Annotated in this window: 15 protein-coding genes and 1 riboswitch; of the genes, 6 read left to right on the top strand and 9 right to left on the bottom strand. The window is 51.9% G+C overall.

The features are described from left to right. Positions 1–60: 60 nt before the first annotated feature. Complete coding sequence (gene ytxC / locus EDM21_RS05550; protein ID WP_157333603.1) at positions 61–1,032, bottom strand: putative sporulation protein YtxC; 972 nt, start codon at positions 1,030–1,032, stop codon at positions 61–63. 336 nt (positions 1,033–1,368) lie between these two features. On the opposite strand from ytxC, the gene EDM21_RS05545 reads away from it, so the two are divergent. Together EDM21_RS05545 and EDM21_RS05540 are read left to right on the top strand one after the other, a co-directional pair. Further along, on the top strand, positions 1,369–2,070 hold the full coding sequence (locus tag EDM21_RS05545) for a response regulator transcription factor (protein WP_068773337.1): 702 nt from the start codon (positions 1,369–1,371) through the stop codon (positions 2,068–2,070). Next, positions 2,060–3,643: a sensor histidine kinase gene (locus EDM21_RS05540; protein WP_235918039.1), complete on the top strand. Its 1,584-nt coding sequence runs from the start codon at positions 2,060–2,062 to the stop codon at positions 3,641–3,643. Before EDM21_RS05545 ends, EDM21_RS05540 begins: the two co-directional genes overlap by 11 nt. Positions 3,644–3,764: 121 nt before the next feature. Here the strand turns inward: EDM21_RS05540 and mqnC are convergent, their stop codons facing one another. After that, positions 3,765–4,901 (bottom strand): cyclic dehypoxanthinyl futalosine synthase, encoded by a 1,137-nt coding sequence (gene mqnC, locus EDM21_RS05535; protein WP_157333601.1) that lies wholly within the window; start codon positions 4,899–4,901, stop codon positions 3,765–3,767. Between the two features lie 387 nt (positions 4,902–5,288). Between mqnC and EDM21_RS05530 the strand changes: the two genes are divergently transcribed. Then, a complete protein-coding gene (locus EDM21_RS05530) occupies positions 5,289–6,305 on the top strand; it encodes a hypothetical protein (protein ID WP_157333599.1) in 1,017 nt (338 codons plus the stop codon). Positions 6,306–6,398: 93 nt separating this feature from the next. Here EDM21_RS05530 and EDM21_RS05525 read toward each other — a convergent pair whose 3' ends face one another. Genes EDM21_RS05525 through metA form a run of 3 tightly spaced genes read right to left on the bottom strand, consistent with a single transcriptional unit; the run spans position 6,399 to position 9,690 of the window. Next, positions 6,399–7,550, bottom strand: coding sequence for a trans-sulfuration enzyme family protein (locus EDM21_RS05525; protein WP_157333597.1), 1,152 nt, complete (start codon positions 7,548–7,550; stop codon positions 6,399–6,401). Continuing rightward, positions 7,547–8,716 carry an aminotransferase class I/II-fold pyridoxal phosphate-dependent enzyme gene (locus tag EDM21_RS05520; protein WP_166541837.1) on the bottom strand — a complete coding sequence of 390 codons (1,170 nt, stop codon included), beginning with the start codon at positions 8,714–8,716 and terminating at the stop codon, positions 7,547–7,549. Before EDM21_RS05520 ends, EDM21_RS05525 begins: the two co-directional genes overlap by 4 nt. A gap of 29 nt (positions 8,717–8,745) precedes the next feature. Further along, a complete protein-coding gene (metA, locus tag EDM21_RS05515) occupies positions 8,746–9,690 on the bottom strand; it encodes a homoserine O-acetyltransferase MetA (RefSeq protein WP_157333595.1) in 945 nt (314 codons plus the stop codon). A gap of 85 nt (positions 9,691–9,775) precedes the next feature. Next, positions 9,776–9,901: riboswitch (SAM riboswitch) on the bottom strand. Positions 9,902–10,340: 439 nt separating this feature from the next. Here metA and corA point away from each other — a divergent pair. After that, complete coding sequence (gene corA / locus EDM21_RS05510; protein ID WP_157333593.1) at positions 10,341–11,279, top strand: magnesium/cobalt transporter CorA; 939 nt, start codon at positions 10,341–10,343, stop codon at positions 11,277–11,279. Between the two features lie 157 nt (positions 11,280–11,436). On the opposite strand, the gene EDM21_RS05505 is transcribed toward corA, so the two are convergent. From EDM21_RS05505 to nagA, 4 genes are all read right to left on the bottom strand, one after another. Further along, positions 11,437–13,452, bottom strand: coding sequence for a peptidoglycan D,D-transpeptidase FtsI family protein (locus EDM21_RS05505; protein ID WP_157333591.1), 2,016 nt, complete (start codon positions 13,450–13,452; stop codon positions 11,437–11,439). Between the two features lie 323 nt (positions 13,453–13,775). Beyond that, a complete protein-coding gene (locus EDM21_RS05500; RefSeq protein ID WP_157333589.1) occupies positions 13,776–14,789 on the bottom strand; it encodes an HRDC domain-containing protein in 1,014 nt (337 codons plus the stop codon). A 238-nt stretch (positions 14,790–15,027) separates the two neighbouring features. After that, positions 15,028–15,876 (bottom strand): protein phosphatase 2C domain-containing protein, encoded by an 849-nt coding sequence (locus EDM21_RS05495; RefSeq protein WP_338043933.1) that lies wholly within the window; start codon positions 15,874–15,876, stop codon positions 15,028–15,030. A gap of 130 nt (positions 15,877–16,006) precedes the next feature. Then, positions 16,007–17,170 carry an N-acetylglucosamine-6-phosphate deacetylase gene (nagA, locus tag EDM21_RS05490; protein WP_157333874.1) on the bottom strand — a complete coding sequence of 388 codons (1,164 nt, stop codon included), beginning with the start codon at positions 17,168–17,170 and terminating at the stop codon, positions 16,007–16,009. A gap of 299 nt (positions 17,171–17,469) precedes the next feature. Between nagA and EDM21_RS05485 the strand changes: the two genes are divergently transcribed. Both EDM21_RS05485 and EDM21_RS05480 read left to right on the top strand, forming a co-directional pair. Beyond that, positions 17,470–17,763, top strand: a complete 294-nt coding sequence (locus tag EDM21_RS05485; protein WP_157333872.1) for a DUF3055 domain-containing protein — start codon at positions 17,470–17,472, stop codon at positions 17,761–17,763. A gap of 72 nt (positions 17,764–17,835) precedes the next feature. After that, positions 17,836–18,090, top strand: coding sequence for a hypothetical protein (locus EDM21_RS05480; protein ID WP_157333586.1), 255 nt, complete (start codon positions 17,836–17,838; stop codon positions 18,088–18,090). Positions 18,091–18,162: the final 72 nt, after the last annotated feature.

Genomic DNA, 18,162 nt, shown 5'->3' with positions numbered 1-18,162 from the left:
ACTGGCAGTCCGTATCTTCGGTCAGTGCCTTTGAATAACAATTATAAGGCGATTACCTGCTCAGGTCAAGGGAATCACCGGGCCCGAATGGGAATTGCCGGCAAGCAGGGCGCGGCATACGCTGCAATACGAGCAGATGGAAGTCCGGGACTCGAAAATTTGCGTAATCGTGCGAATGACCGGCAAATCCGGCTCCGAGGTATGGATATAAATAGTTGCGGGAGAGACCGAAATCAACGTACTCACAATCATATCTTCAAAGCTGATATCCTTCTCAAGCATTTCCAGCGTGAACGAAGATTCCAGCTTATCCGTATCAATCGGCTTCATATGTTCGTCCAGAATGATAAACTCCGCCCCGCCCTTATGTATCAAATGCGCCGCTTCGGTTTTCGTTTCCTGAATATAGACGAAATATTGAAGCAGCGATATGAATTCCTGATACTGCCGGTCCATGACGTATTCATCAATCGCGTATTCAATCACTTCTCTAATCTCCTCGGTATACGCCTGGAGACGAAATGCAATAAATCCCGGTAAATTAATTATGGGAGTTTCCTTCAGATAGGCCGCCAGCGGCTCACTTATTTTGCTTCTCCGCAGTTGCACCCCGTCCCCCTGCTCCCACGTAAGCATGTCTGCGTAAGTCTCCGGATCCCCTTCGCTCCCCGCCGTCGCTTCCCCGTTCAAGAACTGGCTGCAATAACGCCCGATTTGCTTAATTTCGGCCTCATCCTCATAGTTAAAGCTATGTACGAGAAGCCTGCGGATCAGTTTCTCTTCTTCAACTTCCACAATTTGCTCCGCACAGGCTTCAGCTGCCGCTTCCAGAAGGACATCCTTCTTCACGTGCTGTTTGCCTGCCTGCTCGACATGTATGTGAAGCTCCGTGCTGTCCTTCAAGTGATCGAGGGTCGTGCTTATATGCAGATGCTTGCTTTGAAAAGGCGTCAGCCTGCTGTCCAGCCTGTGCTGAAGCGCCATAATATCAAAAGCAGCGGAGTTGCTGAAAACAAACGTAACGAATGACATGGGCTCACTCCTTCCTGACGGTGGATTCCTTCTAAAAGTATATGGCCCGCAGATGGCGGATATACAACCAACTCTTGGACAGGTTTCCGGCGCAGGCATCCTTCCGCTGCTGGCAGCGGATTCTTAAGCATTCCTTAAGAAATTGTGCATGCTAGTATTAAGATTCTTTTCCTATACTGCTGTAGGCGGACCTGATGGATAATGGCCAGTCCTGCTCCAATTCTTTTGACCGGGGCGGGGCCTGGGCTGAATAAGCCGTTGCCTGGCTCTTAAGACCGTGTTACTGTCCTAATTAACGGATTACATAAAGCATGCCTGCTTAAAGGAGAACCTGGAATGAGAAATGAAACGATCCTCATTGTAGATAATGAGAAAGAAATTGTGGAGCTCATCGGAATTTATTTGACGAACGAGGGCTATTTGACGGTTTCGGCCGGTGACGGCCTGGAAGCTCTTGAAGTGCTGAAAACCACGGAAATTGATCTGATCCTGCTGGATATTATGATGCCGAATATGAACGGCCTGGAGGCCTGCCTGGAAATCCGCAAAGCAAAGAACATGCCCATCATTATGTTATCCGCCAAAAGCGAGGATATGGATAAAATTCTCGGATTGACCACAGGTGCGGACGATTATTTGACGAAGCCGTTCAATCCGCTTGAACTGCTGGCAAGAGTCAAATCTCAACTTCGCCGCTATAAAAGATTAAACGCTCCCATACCCGGCGAAACGCCCCCGAGCCGAATCGAGCTCGATGACCTGATCATCGACACTGCTACTCACGAGGTTTATGCGGAAGGACGGGAGGTCAAATTAACGCCTCGCGAGTTCTCTATTCTGGAAATGCTGGCCCGTAACCGCGGAATCGTCTTTAGTACCGAGCGCATCTACGAATCGGTCTGGAACAATCCTTATTTTGAATCGGACAATACTGTTATGGTTCATATCCGTAAAATCCGTGAGAAAATCGAGAGTAATCCGCGTCAGCCGAAATTTATTAAGACGGTCTGGGGAGTAGGATACAAAATTGAATCGTAATGGTTTGAACCGCATAGGAAGCCTGCTTCTCAAAGGATCTGTCCATGCCGCTGTTCTGTTCAGGAACAGCCTGACCCGGAGCCTGCAGCTTCAGTTGATCCTGGCTTTTATTTTGTGCATGACAGCCTCTATCTTTGCCGGCCGCTACATCCACGATCTGACCAAGCCGCTGCGTGACGCGGAAACCAACTATTCGATGGATGTAAAGGATGCCAAGTACGAGGTCTACAACATCGCGTATGTCCTGGAGCTGCTGCAGAACAACCCTGCTGCCCGGCCGGAGAGCGGAGCGGGGCAGGGCAAGCCGGGTACCGGGGCTAAACCTCCCGGCGATTTAATCCACCCGCTGAAGAACGAGGAAATTGAACAGATTCTGAACGATCACGCGCAAAGAATGAAAAGTAATTTCTATATTATCGATCACGACGGAGAAGTTCTGCACCGGTCTTTGTCCAGCCCTGAGACCCGGTTTAATTTGGCGCAGCTGATCGCAGGCTCTGTAGAATCGCAGTCCCGTAACGTCAATCTGACCCTGCAGGGCCTCACGGCCATGTACCCGTTTGAACTTAACGGGACAGAAGCTTTTGTGGTAATGAAGACTCATACGGTCTATCCGGCAGGCCCATCTGTCCCCCTTGCCAAAAAATCAGGAACCGTCTCTATTTTTGCCGCCGTCATTATATTCATTCTGCTGTTCTATTGGGTTACCCGGCGTAAAATCCGCTATCTGGAAGAATTGGCGCACGGACTGGTTCAGATGTCGCGCGGCAACCTCGACTACCGGGTTAAGGAGCGGAGCCGGGATGAGCTTGGAGCGCTTGCAGGCCATATGAACACGATGGCGAACGAGCTGCAGCTATCGATTGAGGAAGAGCGCAAAGCACAGCGGCTGAAGACGGAGCTGATCACCAACGTCTCTCATGACCTGCGGACTCCGCTGACTATCATCATCGGCTATCTCAGGCTGCTGAAAGACCGCGATTATCAGAATCCCCAGCAGGCCGAACACTATACCCAGCTTGCCTACGGGCGTGCGGAGAAGTTAAAACTGCTCATTGAAGAGCTGTTTGAATTTACGCGGATGTCCAGCAAGGGAGTGCCTTTAGTCAAAACGACCGTCTGCCTGAATGATCTACTCCACCAACTAACCGAGGAGTATGTCGGTCTGGCCGAGCAGAACCATTTAACGATCCAACTGTCTATCCCGGCGGAGAAATACTTCGTCTCCATTGATGCGGACCAGATGATCCGGGTATTCGAGAACCTGCTGACTAATGCCGTCAAGTACAGCCGGAGTCCTAGCACTATTGAAATCACCTTCCGGGAGGAACAAACGGAAGGCCGTCCCATCCGGGTTACGGTCACCAACCTCACAGAAGTGCCGGATTCATCCCGGCTTGACCAGATGTTCGAGCGCTTCTACCGGATGGATACCGCGCGCTCCTCAGAGACCGGAGGCTCTGGTCTGGGCCTGTCTATCGCCCGCAGCATTGCGGAGGCTCACGGCGGCCGGATATGGGCGGAGAGCAGCGGCAGCAAGCTGTCCTTCCATGTGCGGCTGCTCCGTCCCTGAATTGATCGGGCGGAGGCGCTTGCCGGCTTAGCCCCGGATGCAGCAGAAAAACCGGAATCGCCTGAGGCGGATTCCGGTTTTTTTGTTGTTCCTATATGATTCGCTGCATCTGCCAGATTGGTTAGTTCTGCATAACGAAGTCTTTCTCGATCTTCTCGTTCTCATTATCGAACACGCGCAGAATATCATAGCGTGTATTGCGCTGAGCCGGGATTTTACCGGCTTGGCGGATCATATCGAGGGTCGAGCCGATGTTAACTTTGTGCGTCGTACCCGCTGCCGACACTACGTTCTCCTCGATCATCGTGCTGCCGAAGTCATTGCAGCCATAATGCAGCGACTGGCGGCCGATCTCAGGTCCCATGGTTACCCAAGAAGACTGGAAGTTCGGAATATTGTCCAGCATGATGCGGCTGATGGCAAGCATTTTCAAATATTCTTCCGGCTTGCTTTTCTCGACATTCAGGTTCGTATTGTCCGGCTGTACCGGCCACAGAATCATCGCCAGGAAGCCTTTGGAATCATATCCGTTCTGAATGCATTTGTCCTGGGCGTCCCGGATACGCTGTAAGTGAAGGGCACGCTCTTCCATCGTTTCACCAAAACCGTACACCATGGTAGCGGACGTGCTCATACCGAGGCGATGAGCGGTTTCCATAGCATCCATCCAATCGCGCCAGGAACCTTTCTTCTTGCTGATTTTCATACGGATGCGGTCATCCAGAATTTCAGCTCCTCCTCCCGGAAGAGAATCCAGCCCGGCATCACGCAGATCGCGGATAACCTCTTCCAGAGAGAGGCCTTCCGATACATCCTTCATTTTCCAAATCTCGGCCGGGGAGAAAGAATGCATGGTAATATCAAAACGCTGCTTGATTTCGCGCAGCAAATTCGTGTAATAGCTGAATGGCAGGTCAGGGTTCGTACCGCCCTGCATCAGAATTTCCGTACCGCCTACGTCCAGTGTCTCCTGGATTTTGCGGAAGATATCCTCATTGGTAAGCACATATCCTTCCGTGGAGCCGGGTCTTCTATAGAAAGCACAGAATCTGCAATACACGTCACAGACGTTCGTATAATTAATGTTTCTTCCGATTACAAAGGTCGTAATAGGCTCAGGATGGTGCTTCAGCATAATTTTATTAGCGGTATGCCCCATCTTTTCAATTTCATTTGATTCAAGCAGCGTCACACAATCCTCTAGATCTATGCGTTCACCGGCTAGCGATTTGTCCAGAATGCGGTCAATCGGGTTCATCGCATTCACTCCTCTCTGTCTTTCCGTGTGCGAAAACTAGCCTGTCAGCGCATATCCGCCCGCGGCATTCCTATACTATGTGAAAAAAATTACATAAAAAAATAAACTTTATCCCATTGTAACATACGCCAGATGATCCTGCTACGGAAATTGCGTGCGTCGGCCATGCTGCACCTGATCCTGCCACCATGGGCCCGCTATCAATAAGCCTTGATGAATAAAATTATTAAAGTTCTTGCGCATTACCTTATTATTCAAATATAGTGTAAATTAAGAACTATTTTGAAGCTATTTTTTAATAAGGTGGTCAGAATAAAATGAATAAAATGGGTTATGATTGCACTCGTCAGACATGGGATGGATACGCATCCGTGAGGTCCGGACTGTATGTCTAAATATGCAAAAAGTTCTATAGCGACCCTAGTCACTCTTGGTTTTCTAGTGTGGATTCTGTACGGCATTATCTCTATTCTTCCCGATCCTGCCAAGTATGTACAAAATCAGTATGAGCTGGTAAAAACAGAAGGTGCGGACAATAGTCTTTCCACCACCTACCACGCCCCACAATTAAAAGTATCCGAAGTTGCCGGCGCACTCCAGTCCGAAAAAGCCCCTAAAGAGATCAGCCCTGTATCCGAAGAGAAAATGGTGCTGGTGTATCAAGATGAGATCATCACGATCACACAAGGGGAAGACGGATCGGATGTCGAGGTAGATACTTACGAGTATGTTCATGATAACTTCGATGAAGCAGGTGCCTTGCTCGCGGGATTTATTGCCGCCGATCTTCTGGATGATATCATGGAGGACACGGCAAAGAAGAAAAAATATAACTCCTACAAAAATAATACAACTAATACGTCTGCAGCCAAGACGGCAACTAAGCCGGCTGCTTCATCTTCACCGGCACCCGGGGCAAAGGCGCCCACCACTTCAAGCGGCACCGGCGCATTTAAGTCCAAGAAGGATTCGGCTCCGAACAGTTCTCCAAGCTCAAAACCTGCTTCCAGCCCTTCCGGCAAAGCTTCCGGCTCCGCCAAAGAGAAGAGCCCGGCGACCGGAGCAACCGCCAAACCGCCGACGACTTCAAGCGGTTCCGGTTCATTCACAACCAAGTCGAGCCCTACGGCAGCTCCGTCCAAAAGCAGCTCCGGCAGCAGTTCCGCTTCTTCCGGAAGCGGCTCTTCCAAGAGCAGCGGTTCGAGCTCAACAGGCAGCTCAAGCTCAAGCAAGAGCAGTGGTTCCAGTTCTTCAGGAAGCTCCAGCAAGAGCAGCGGTTCCGGCTCCTCCGGAAGCTACAGCTCCTCCGGAAGTTCAAGCAAGAGCAGTTCCTCCGGCAGCTCTTCCAGTTCATCGAGCAGCGGTTCCTCTTCTTCCTCCAAATCCAGCTCTTCCAAGAAATAAGATATACAGCACAAAAAAGTCTCCGGCAACCAGCCCGGAGACTTTTTCCTTTATTTTATAGAGCAGCCCTGTGGCTTCTCCCCTTGAGGATCTTTACAACTGCCGCAAAGCCGTATCCAGATCTCCCAAAATGTCGTCGATATCTTCCAGGCCGACCGAGTATCGGACCAGCCCATCGGTGATGCCGCGTTCCAGCCGGACCTCCAGAGGCATGGCCGCATGGGACATCATCGCAGGATAGGACAGAATGCTCTCCACCGCGCCGAGGCTCACCGCTACCAGCGGAATGCTCACGGCTCCGAGCAGCTTCTTCGCACGATCGCCGCCACCTACGTCGAACGATACGACCGCGCCGTAGCCGCGCGACTGCTTCTCGTGAATCTCACGGCCCGGATGACCCGGCAGCCCGGGGTAATAGACCCGCTCGACCGCCGGATGGCTGCTCAGCCACTCGGCCAGGCGCCGGGCATTCAGCTCGTGCGCTTCCATCCGCGTCTTCAGCGTCTTCATGCCGCGCATGAGCAGCCAGCTGTCCTGCGGCCCGAGTACATTGCCGAGACCGTTCTGGATCTGCTTCATCCGGTCTCCGAGAGTGTCGCTTGCGACAACGGCGAGCCCTGCGAGCACATCGCTGTGCCCGCCGAGGAACTTGGTCGCACTGTGCAGCACGATATCGACACCGAGTTCAATCGGACGCTGATAGTACGGCGTCATGAACGTGTTGTCGAGCATCGTGAGCAGCCCGTTCTCCTTCGCCCAGCTGCAAATAACCGCGATATCGGTAATTTTGAGCGTAGGGTTCGAAGGCGTCTCCAGGAAGACCGCTGCCGTATTCGGCTTCAGTGCCGCCTTCACCTTCTCCGGATCGGTCATATCCACGAATGTCGTCTCTATATTCATCCTTGTGAGAATAGCGGTCAACAGCCGGTAGGTACCTCCATATACGTCTTCCGTACAGATGACGTGATCTCCGCTCGACAAGAGGAAGAACGCGGACGAAATCGCCGCCATGCCCGATGCAAAAGCAAATCCGCGCGCGCCTCCTTCCAGCACGTTTATGTAATTTTCCAGCGCTTGACGCGTCGGATTGCCGGAGCGGGAATAGTCAAACTGCGGCGGGTTATCCAGCGAGAAGTGATGGAACGTAGAGGCCTGGTAGATCGGCGTGCTGGAAGCCCCAGTAGTCTTATCGATTTCTCCGCCGAAGTGAAGAAGCTTGGTGCCGAATCCGCGTTCGTCCGTCATGCCCCGGCACCTCCGTCCAGCTCCGCCTGCGCTTTCTCTATCGCTTGAGCCAGATCGGTTATCAGATCATCCACATGCTCGATGCCTACAGAGAAGCGGAGCAGCCGGTCATCCACGCCGACCTTCTCCCGGATTTCAAGCGGAATGTCCGCATGCGTCTGAACCGCGGGATACGTCATGAGAGACTCGACACCGCCGAGGCTTTCCGCGAAAGCGATCAGCTTGACATGACGCAGAATCGGCTCGATCAGGCGGGCATCTTTCATTTTAAAGGAGAAGATCCCCGTGTTGCCGGATGATTGCTTCTTCTGCACGGCATGACCCGGGTGGGATTCCAGTCCCGGATAGAAAACTTCCGCAACGAGCGGATGCTCATCGAGGTATAGCGCGATCGCCGTCGCATTCTGCTCATGACGCTCCATGCGCAGCGCCAGCGTCTTCATGCCGCGCATAAGCAGCCAGCTGTCCTGCGGCCCGAGCACCGCTCCGATGGAATTATGCAGGAAGGCCATTTGTTCGGACAATTCCTGTCCTTTGGTTACGATCAGCCCTGCGAGAACATCGTTATGGCCGCCCAGGTATTTGCTTGCACTGTGGATAACGATGTCGGCACCCAGCTCGATAGGGCGCTGCAGATAAGGTGTAAGCAGCGTGTTGTCCACAATAGTCAGCACGTTCTTACTCTTCGCCCAGCTGCAGACCAGTTCCAGGTCGGTCACCATCATAAGGGGATTCGTAGGAGTTTCGATCAGCACAGCCTTCGTATTCGGCAGATAGGCCTCTTCCAGCGCTTCCACATCATTGGTATCCACGTAAGAAGCGCTTACGCCAAAGCGGGACATAATTTGCTCAAGCAGCCGGTAAGTGCCCCCGTATAGATCAAGAGAAACGATTAGATGATCTCCTTGGCTGAATAGGGTAAAAATCGTCTGCAGCGCAGCCATTCCGGACGAACAGGCAAATCCGGCATCGCCCGATTCCAGATCCGCTATTGCGTCCTCCAGCACTTTACGCGTGGGGCTCTTGGTTCGCGCATAATCAAATCCCGTACTTTCTCCTAGTTTAGGGTGACGAAATGCAGTTGCTTGATATACCGGGAAACTTACCGCCCCTGTAACGGGTTCAGATACTGAACCGATTTGCGCCAAACGACTCTCGATATTCACAGGCTTCTCTCCTCCAATATATAAGGTATCTATAGACAGGCACTAAGTGCGCTGAGCTCTCTTCCCGCATTCAGATCATATGGCGTTTCCTGGTAGACATAATAGTTCAGCCAGTTGGAAAACAGCAGGTTGGCATGGGCCCGCCACGTGATGCGCGGCTTTTTGCTTGGATCGTTGCCCGGGTAATAATTTCGGGGAATTTCAACGTCCATCCCTTTGTTTACATCCCGCTCATATTCCCATTTCAGAGTCAGCGGATCATATTCGGAGTGCCCCGTCACGAAAATTTGCTTGCCGTCTTTCGTTGACACAATGTAAATTCCCGCTTCATCCGACTCGGACAAAATAATCAGCCGGTCGTCTTTTTCAATATCTTCGCGGCGTACTTCGGTATGCCGGGATTGCGGGACGAAGAAGACTTCGTCGAACCCTCTGAGCAGCTCCACGTTCTCCTCGCTGATTGTATGAGGGAAGACGCCGAACAGCTTTTTGTCCACCGAATATTTAGGAATATCGAAATGGTGGTAAAGACCGGCCTGGGAAGCCCAGCAGATATGAAGCGTCGAAGTCACGTTATCGGAGGACCAATCCATAATTTCCTTGAGTTCCTCCCAATAGTGGACATCTTCGAATTCCATCTGTTCGACCGGGGCCCCCGTAATGATCATCCCGTCGAATTTCTCGTCACGAATATCTTCGAATGTTTTATAGAACATCTCCAAGTGCTCCGGAGAAGTGTTTTTGGAAGTATGGGTCTTGGGATGGAGCAGAACGAATTCGACTTGCAGTGCCGTATTGGAGAGCAGACGAAGCAGCTGCGTCTCCGTGGTTTCCTTAGTCGGCATGAGATTGAGAATGACAATCCGCAGCGGGCGGATGTCCTGGTGGTAAGCGACGGTCTCATCCATGGCAAAAATATTCTCATGGGTCAACACTTCTTTTGCTGGAAGATTATCGGGAATTTTAATAGGCATCTGTCGTTCCTCCTTGGAAAGAAAATAAAAAGGCCTTCTCAAAAAAGTTGAGAAAGGCCTGTTCATCCTTATGCAAACATGCTCTCTCTCATCTCCCAGAAGCTGCACAAGCAGCTCCCGCAAGAATTAGCACCGTGCATTGTTCCTCGGGGATACAATGTCGGTTGCCGGGTATCATCGGGCCAGTCCCTCCACCTACTCTTGATAAGAAAGTTTATTCAGTTATCTTCTATCTTAAAGGCTGCCGGGTAAAAGTCAAGGCTTTTACGAATAAATTTTCTCCATAATCTAACAAGCCCTGTAAAAATAAAGGGGAAATCCAGCTTTGCGCCTTTCACCATAAAAAGCTTGACGCATACGATAAATGAACACTTTTAAAGCGATAAATTCCCGGGAGTTCCTGCTTGAATCGGGGAATTTGTAGGTATATACTAGACAAGTGTTCGACACGGAATAATAAAGGGGGGAAACATACGGATGGACGGGGACCGACCGAGAAGGTGCAGCTTCGGAAGTGGCAACGGAATGAGGCAAAGCCTTACAAAATCAAATACAGCGAAGCGCAGCCGGCACTCCAGCATCCGTAGGTTTCCTTAGGACTCCTGTGGACAGGTGTGCTCTGAGCTGTTTCGCTCCAAGAGGTGAAACGGATGAAAACACGCCTGGTACAGAAAGGCGATTTTACAATGGTGGAAGATATTCATGAGACGCTGACACCACCCGAGTCCGGCTTTTATTGGATCGATGCGGACGTGGATGATCTGGTGCTGCTCCAGCCCCTTTTCCACCTGCATGATCTGGCTGTCGAAGACTGTTTAAGTGAAGAAGAACAGCGGCCTGCGCTTGAAATTTACGATACGCACTATTTTATCGTTTTGAACAGTATCCGGTTCGATGACGAAGAAATTTTCTTGCGCGCCCTCAATATATTTTTAGGCAAGCATTACATCATCACCGTAACCAGACAGAAAATCCAGGAGCTTCGCGCTATCAAACCTCAGCTGTGGAACGAAGAAGTGAACAGTCCGGACCGTTTTCTATACCATCTGGTCGACCTGGTGATTGATAATTATGTCAGCGTAGGTGACCGGATCGAAGATAAAATCGAGAAGCTCGAAGAAGATATTCTGATGAATACAAAGAAAACTCATCTGAATGAGATTATCGGACTCCGCGGGGAAATTCTGTGGCTCAAGAAAATGCTGGTTCCCCAGCGTGATGTCGTCGCCACCTTGAACCGCAAGGAGCTTCGGCTGATCGATAACCAGCTGCAGAAGTATTTTGATGATATTCATGATAATGCGGTTAAAATCGTCGATACCTTCGATACCCTGCGCGATCTGATGGGCAACTTGCGGGAAGCCTATCAGGCCAGCGTAGCCAACCGGGCCAACGAAATTATGAGAATCTTTACCGCATTGACCACCATCTTTATGCCGCTCACCTTCGTTACCGGCCTGTTCGGGATGAATTTTACGAATGTTCTCGGCATCCTGGAGATTCCGCACGCAGACATTTATATTTTCGGCTTAATGGGCATTCTCGGCTTATGCATGTTTATTCTATTCCGTAAAAAAGGCTGGATCTGACCATGGACCAGATACCGATATACGCCTAAACAGCCGCGCTGTTATTGTTCCCGGTGGGAGCACTAACAGCGCGGCTGTTTGGATTTATGCAGGAGCGCACCACAACGCTTAGGCAGCAGAAGATGCCGGTTGGTCTAAGTCAGTCCGTGTAAGCTTCTTATTTCCTGGGTCCGCTGAGACCGCCGATATGCTGGTCGTAGGATTCGAAGATTTTGGATGCGATCGGGGCAGCCCCATACTTACCGAATCCTCCCTCCGGAACAATGACTGCGACAGCAAGCTTGGGATCTTTCTCCGGGGCGAAGGCAATAAAGACGGCGTTGTCGATATGACCGCCCGAAACTTGCTGCGTGGATGTCCCTGTCTTGCGTGCGACGGCATAAGGCAGTTTGTCAATGCCCTCCGCCCCGCTCTTCATTCCGTTAATGACCGTGTTCCAATACGAATCCGGCAGATCTATCTCGTTAAGGACTTCAGGCTTGTAATCCTGAACCACTTCGCCTTTATCGCTTAGCATCTGCTCCACAAACTGAGGCTTCATGCGTTTGCCGCGGCTTGCCAGAGTAGCTGCGTATTGCGTAAGCTGGAGGGTGGTGTACTTCCCGTTCTGCCCCCAGGAAGCATAGACCATGGCAGATTGATAACTGCTTGTTTTGGCAGCCGCATCAATCTCGGACATCCCGTCGTATTCCCATGGCAAACCGCTGCCCGTCACCACGCCAAGTCCGAATTCTGCCAGATGCTTCTCCCAGGCTTCGCCGGATTTTTTCTGGTATTTGTTATAGAAAGGAATTCCGATCTTGGCTGACATAAACGTGTTCGAAGATACTTGAATCGCTCTTGTCGGCGATAGGGAGCCGTAACTTGCCCCATCCGAGTTGCTGATCGTACTGTTATCTTTACCGAACGAGAAGGAACCGCCATCGTAAAAAGTGCTGCCCGTCGACAATAATCTTTCCTTCAAACCGACCAAAACGGTCAGCGGTTTAATAGTGGAGCCGAGGTAAACGAGTGAGGACGGATGCTTCTTCTGCTGATCTTTCGGAAAATTCGCCGGAGCATTGCGAATGGCTCCATTATTGACGAAATTCTCCGTTGCCGCCTGCTCCTCTGGTGAGTATACTCCGTCAGACCAGATATTCGTGTCGTAATCCGGCATCGAAGCCATCGCTACCACCTTGCCCGTATCGACCTCCATCGCTACCGCGTAACCGGAACGGGCATAGGGAGCGGCAAATTTGCCATAGCCGGCCGGAGGATTGTGAAGCCATTTGAGCTGATCCACAATAGCCTGCTCCGCATCCAGCTGGATCTTGGAATCAATCGTCAGACGCAGATTCTTGCCCTTCTCCGGTTTCTCGATCGCAGGGTTACCTACAATTTTGCCCTGAGCGTTAACCGGATACACTTTGCGTCCGGGCAGACCCCTCAGCTCATCCTGATACATCATTTCAAGACCGTCATAACCGACCATTTCACGGAGCAGATATTCCTGATCCTCCCGTTTTTTATAGAAGTTCAAGCTGTGGGCCGTATCATATTTCCTCATATATCCGACAAGCTGGGCGGCTATGGTGCGGGGATCATATTGCCGGATACTTTCCTCCACAACTTCAAGTCCCGGGAATTCATCCCGGTTGGAGAGCAAAAAGGCTATTTCTTCTTTAGTGAGATTGGCTTTAATCCGTCTTGGCTCCGAATACGGCAGCTTGGGATTAAGCTCTTTGGACATGGTGATATCATATTCCAGATCCATTGCCTTCACAATCGCCTCTGCCGTCATCTTCGGCAGGTTAGGGTTGCCATATTCAGCAAAGATACTTTCAAGCCTGCGGGCCTTCTCGATACTCTGTTTAATCAGCGTATCCTTCTTAACTCCGCCCTCCACGCGAAAATAAAGCGACTGGATCGACTGGGAATTCGCAAGCACAACGCCGTCCCGGCTGAGAATATTCCCCCGGATTGGCGGAAGCACGGTTGAATCATGCATAACATCCATTTTATCTTTCTGATAAGCAGCGCTTTCAACAAATTGAAGATACGATAAACGGGCAATCAGAACACAAAACAAAAGAAAGGTGGCAAAGAAAAAAAAGTTAATCCGAAGGGTAAAATGCAGTCTTCTGTCGGTCTCCTTCTTCTGCGGGTCATCCCCTGAAAATGTCTGTCTCATAAACAGCCCTCTCTTAGAAAATCTATAGCTTCAGTTTAGCAAACGGGCTTCTTATTTACAATTCATACCAATCGTTCTTTACTCTTTTTGATCTTCCGGACAGTGAGGGTATCTAGAAACAAAAAATAGGCAGAATGACGGAAGTGACGCCAGATAACAGAGACCGCGCAGACAGGGATTGTCGTTGTGAAAGAACTAGCGGATGATACCATTCAGGTTAATGGGGTTCTTAGGGCGGAATGGAGAGGGAAGCAGATGGATAGCCTCTTGTGAGGAGTGCTGCATCCTGAGAGGTACGTACGTTTTGTATCAGACGTTAATCGTCACCCGGCTTGTTCCTGCCGAACATTAGCCTGCTCCTTCCGGACTTTAAAACGCAGCAGACGCAGCCATTCATAAACCTGATCCGCAGTCGGTGCATCCGGCAGGTTCTCACCATAGAGTCCTTGCAGGACCGGTTTCAAATATCGGTCTCCCAGATCGGCAAATAATTTCTCCGCTTCGGCCAGCTGATCCGCAGGAACATTCATGAGCTCTTTCTCCACCGAAGCGAGTACATCATAGCCCTCTCTTTCGAGTTCTTCCAGCAAGTCCACCAGCTCACGGGAACTGAATGCAAGCTCTGCACGAAGCTTCCCCAGCCCGCTGCCCTCCGCCATCGCTTCAAGCAGCTTGCGCTTGCCGCTCTGACGGGCCGCCTCCTTCTGGACACGGCGTTCTTTCTGACGGTTCAACCAGACATCAAACGCCGGCCGGTCTGTCCGCTCCGCTACCCAATCGAGGGGGAAATCAGTGCTGCGCTGCACATCTTTGGTAATGCGAAGAACATCGCCGCCGTATTTGGTGGCGCGGTTCTGACCGAAACCGGGAATATGAAGCAGCTCTTCGACGGATTTCGGGCAAAAAGCGGCAATCATTTGCAGCATGCGGTTCGAAGCGAGAATAAACGGGGAACGGCCTTCTTTGAACGACTGTTCCCGCCTCCAGCTCCGAAGCTGCTCATAAATCCCTTCATCCGCATTACATTCTCCGTAAAAATGCAGCATTTGGGTCGATTCTGCCTTTGCCGATAATACGGCGGCCTCTTCCCCGATCCCTTTCAAGAGGGGCTTGTAGCCTTCCGCCAGCTTGTTCTGGAGCCCCAGTCTGATGGCTTCAAGCAGCTCGCTCCATACTTCTCCCTCATACCAGATATCTTGTACCTGTTTGCCATCCGCCTGGATCTCGTTCCACAGGGCCTGCCAAATGCCAACCTTCTCCCCTGCAAAAAACTGGGCCTGCCTCACGCGTCCTTCTCCAAGGGGCTTCTCTAACGTCGTTAAATAAATAACATTCATCCACGCGACCTCCTCTATCTAATAGGCCCGGATACGCAAAAAGCACCTCTCCTCCATGCTGAAATAGCATGCGGAGAGGTGCTTCCTCTGTACTGGACTTACCCAAATTGTACCATTATTAGCTTAAAGTTACAAGCAGCAAATCCGGGTTATTGTTACGCGCCTTGAAATAAGAACTTTCTCCTATGGAAAACAGCAGCAGCCATAAATTAAAACCTTGCCGGCTTCACCCAGACGTTTACTCTGGCGCAAAGGTTAACAAGACCCCTGCTTTATCGTCCGACTGCTTGAACCTTGCAACTTGGCGGCAGGCCGCATCCTGCCGCTCGAACGCCTCCAGCTCCTCTACAGCGGAGGCGAGTCCCGTGGCGGCAATCCCCCGGACCCACTCAGCCAGGTCCGCTCTATGTTCCTCCCGCCACGGGTATATGCCGTCGGTAACGAGCAGCAGGTGCGCGAGGCCGGAGCGGGCCATCGTCCCGCTCTCCAGGTGCCGCGCCAGCTCAGCGTCCCCGTTAACGACGCTGTAGCCGCCGGAGCGGTTGGCGCGCCTACGGTTAGCCCGCAGCGCCTCGTCCACCTCCGGCGGCCGGTGTCCGCGCTCCCAGTCGCCGGGGTAATCCCGGCGCCAGAGCGCGATCGCACGCGCATCATGGGACTCTACCGAGTCCCGTGTCAGCGTGCGCACCCCGCCGTCCGTGTAGACGGCGTAGAGCATGCAGTCGCCTGTCTGCACCCAGGCGATACGGTCTTCGTCCACGCGCACTACGCCGTGGACGGCACCCCACAGGCTGCCGGTATCTCCGGAGCCTACTCCGTGGCGCTCCATCACCCCGTGCAGCCGCATATTCGCCTCGAGTGTGATGCGCTCGAGGTCATCCCCGGCGGCATCAGCGAAGCATGCCGCCACGAGCCCTGACGCGATGCAGCCGGCTGTGCGGCCGCTCGCGTCCCGGAACGGCGTCAGGCCGGAGACGCCGTCGGCGACGCCGTACATGCTGCGCTCCGGCAGCGTGATAAGGGCGTCCTCGTTGCAGACGCCCTGGCCTTGACGCAGCAGCGTCTCGGCTGTAATTCCTCTCTGCACGAGCATTCCCCCAAACATTCTATATTGAAGCCGGCAGGAAACTCTATCCCAACCAGCCATCATGCAGCTCTTCTGTTAACGGATGCAGCATCTCTCCAGCCATTTCAGCAGGACCCGATCCCGTCTGAGCTTACCCGTGGATCATTTCACCTTCAATCATCGTCCAGACCACTTGAAACCGCTCATCAAGAAGCACTAAATCCGCCTCACAGCCGGCTTCGATCCTGCCCGCCTCAAATAGCCCCAGAATATCGGCGGGAGTCGTCGCTGCCATCCGGACCGCGTCCTCCAGTGAAATTCCGAGTTCATTTGTCAGCCGCAGCGCTTCGTTCATAGTCACCGTGCTTGAAGCAAGCGTCCCGTCCTTCAGCCGGGCCACGCCATCTTTAACCGCAACCTGATGCCCGCCGAATTCATACGTTCCGTCCCCAAGCCCCATCGCCTGGAGAGCGTCCGTAATGAGTACCATACCCTCCGGTCCTTTGATCCTGTGCATAAGCCGGACGATCGCAGGATGAAGATGTACGCCGTCCACAATCGCCTGGAGACTCACCTGCTCTTCTTCAAAAGCTGCGGCAACCAGCCCGGGATCGCGATGATGAATCGGCCGCATGCCGTTGAAACAGTGAGTGACATGACTCGCTCCGGCTGCAAAAGCCAGTTTGGCCTCCTCATAAGTCGCATCCGAGTGCGCGAGCGCGATCACGATATTCCGTTCTTTGAGCAGGGCGATAAGCTCCATTCCCCCTGGCAGCTCTGGAGCTATCGTGACCATTTTGACAAGCGATCCGGCTTCGTTAAGAATCAGGGTCATTTCCTCAAGGTCCGGATGACGTAAATGCTTTTCATTCTGCATGCCTTTGCGCTTCGGATTCAAATAAGGCCCTTCCAGATGGATGCCTGCAATTCTGGCCCCTCTCTCCTGTCCGGCAGCCCCTTTCACACTGCGGATCATGCGCAGAAGATCGTCCATATCGGAAGTTACAGAAGTCGCCAGAAATCGGGTGCAGCCTGTAGCTGCGCAGGCAAGCGATACGGCTTGAATGCTTTCTTGAGTTCCATCCATCATATCCAAGCCGCTCGCGCCATGAATATGTACATCGATCATTCCCGGGATAAGCAGCCGGCCCCCGCCGTCGATCGGCTCGTAACCTTCATTCTGAATGTGAACCGGAGCGGAGGAATTCCCTTCCTCAATTCGTTCGATTTTACCATTTTTTATCCAGACAGCAGCTGAACAGAGTATTCCGGTCGGCAGGGCGACTTGTACATTCTGCACCACTTTATTAGTCATCACGGCTTCTCCCCCTATCATTTTCTTCACTTTCAAATCCAATCACAACTCCGGCAAGACATCCTTCACAGCTATAGAGCTTTCAAGATGCAAGTTTGGGGACACGATTCATCCTTCCCTGCTCCTGGCTTCATCTTATCGCGTATTCCGATGCATTGGCAAAACTTTCATGGGTATTTGTTTACGTTTGCTAACAACAGCCCCGGGGCCCGACTTGAATCTGTACGGCTCCTCTCTTGGACGGCAGCCCTTCCTTCGGCTATAATCGGGAGTATCAAATGGAAAATGGAGTGACGGACATGTCTGATTTCGATTTCTTATATGATCATACCGAGGACACCTCGACCCGCTTTGTCTGCTTTATCAGCCCGTCCATGTGCCGTTTTGATCTGGCCATCCTGAACACGAACCGTTTTTATGGCAAAAAGCTTATTATCGATCTGCAATCCGGCAAATCGGCCGTTATCGGCCCCGATGATCTCGATGAGGAAGGCTATCTGGAGCATGTGTTTAAGCTGGGGGAAGAAGAAGCCGAAGAACTCCGTTCATTCTTGTACCAAATCGTCGGCACCGTGAATTTTACGGATATTTGAACCAGCCTGCGGGAAAACTGGGAAAAGAACAATTACCGCGGCACTGCGCCGCTTTTCCCAGGAGGGACTGTCATGACTGAAGGGTTTATCGAAGAAGAGCACCGGGGCACCGATCTGTCCACGGTCGAATCCCAGCGAAACGATACCATACCGGAGGAATTTCCCGAAGGACCTTACGGATCGCCGGTGGCATCTGTAGCACTGGGCAAAAGCACTCCTTGGCGTGAAGACCAGCGTCCAACGAACCGCTTCCGCTATGAAAACCGAGATCTGCACGAAGGGATCGAACGTGACTATCCCGGGGATGATCAGACCGAGGAGTTGTAGGAACTTGCCGTTTGATTTACAGCGGCTCCACCCGGTTTCCTGAACAAGTCCCTGCCTTCAGTCCCTACAAGA

Origin of the sequence: Paenibacillus lutrae, from assembly GCF_009757775.1 — a bacterium.
Lineage (GTDB): Bacteria > Bacillota > Bacilli > Paenibacillales > NBRC-103111 > Paenibacillus_F > Paenibacillus_F lutrae.
The sequence above is the reverse complement of the archived record's forward strand: the minus strand, read 5'-3'. Positions and strand labels throughout refer to the sequence as shown.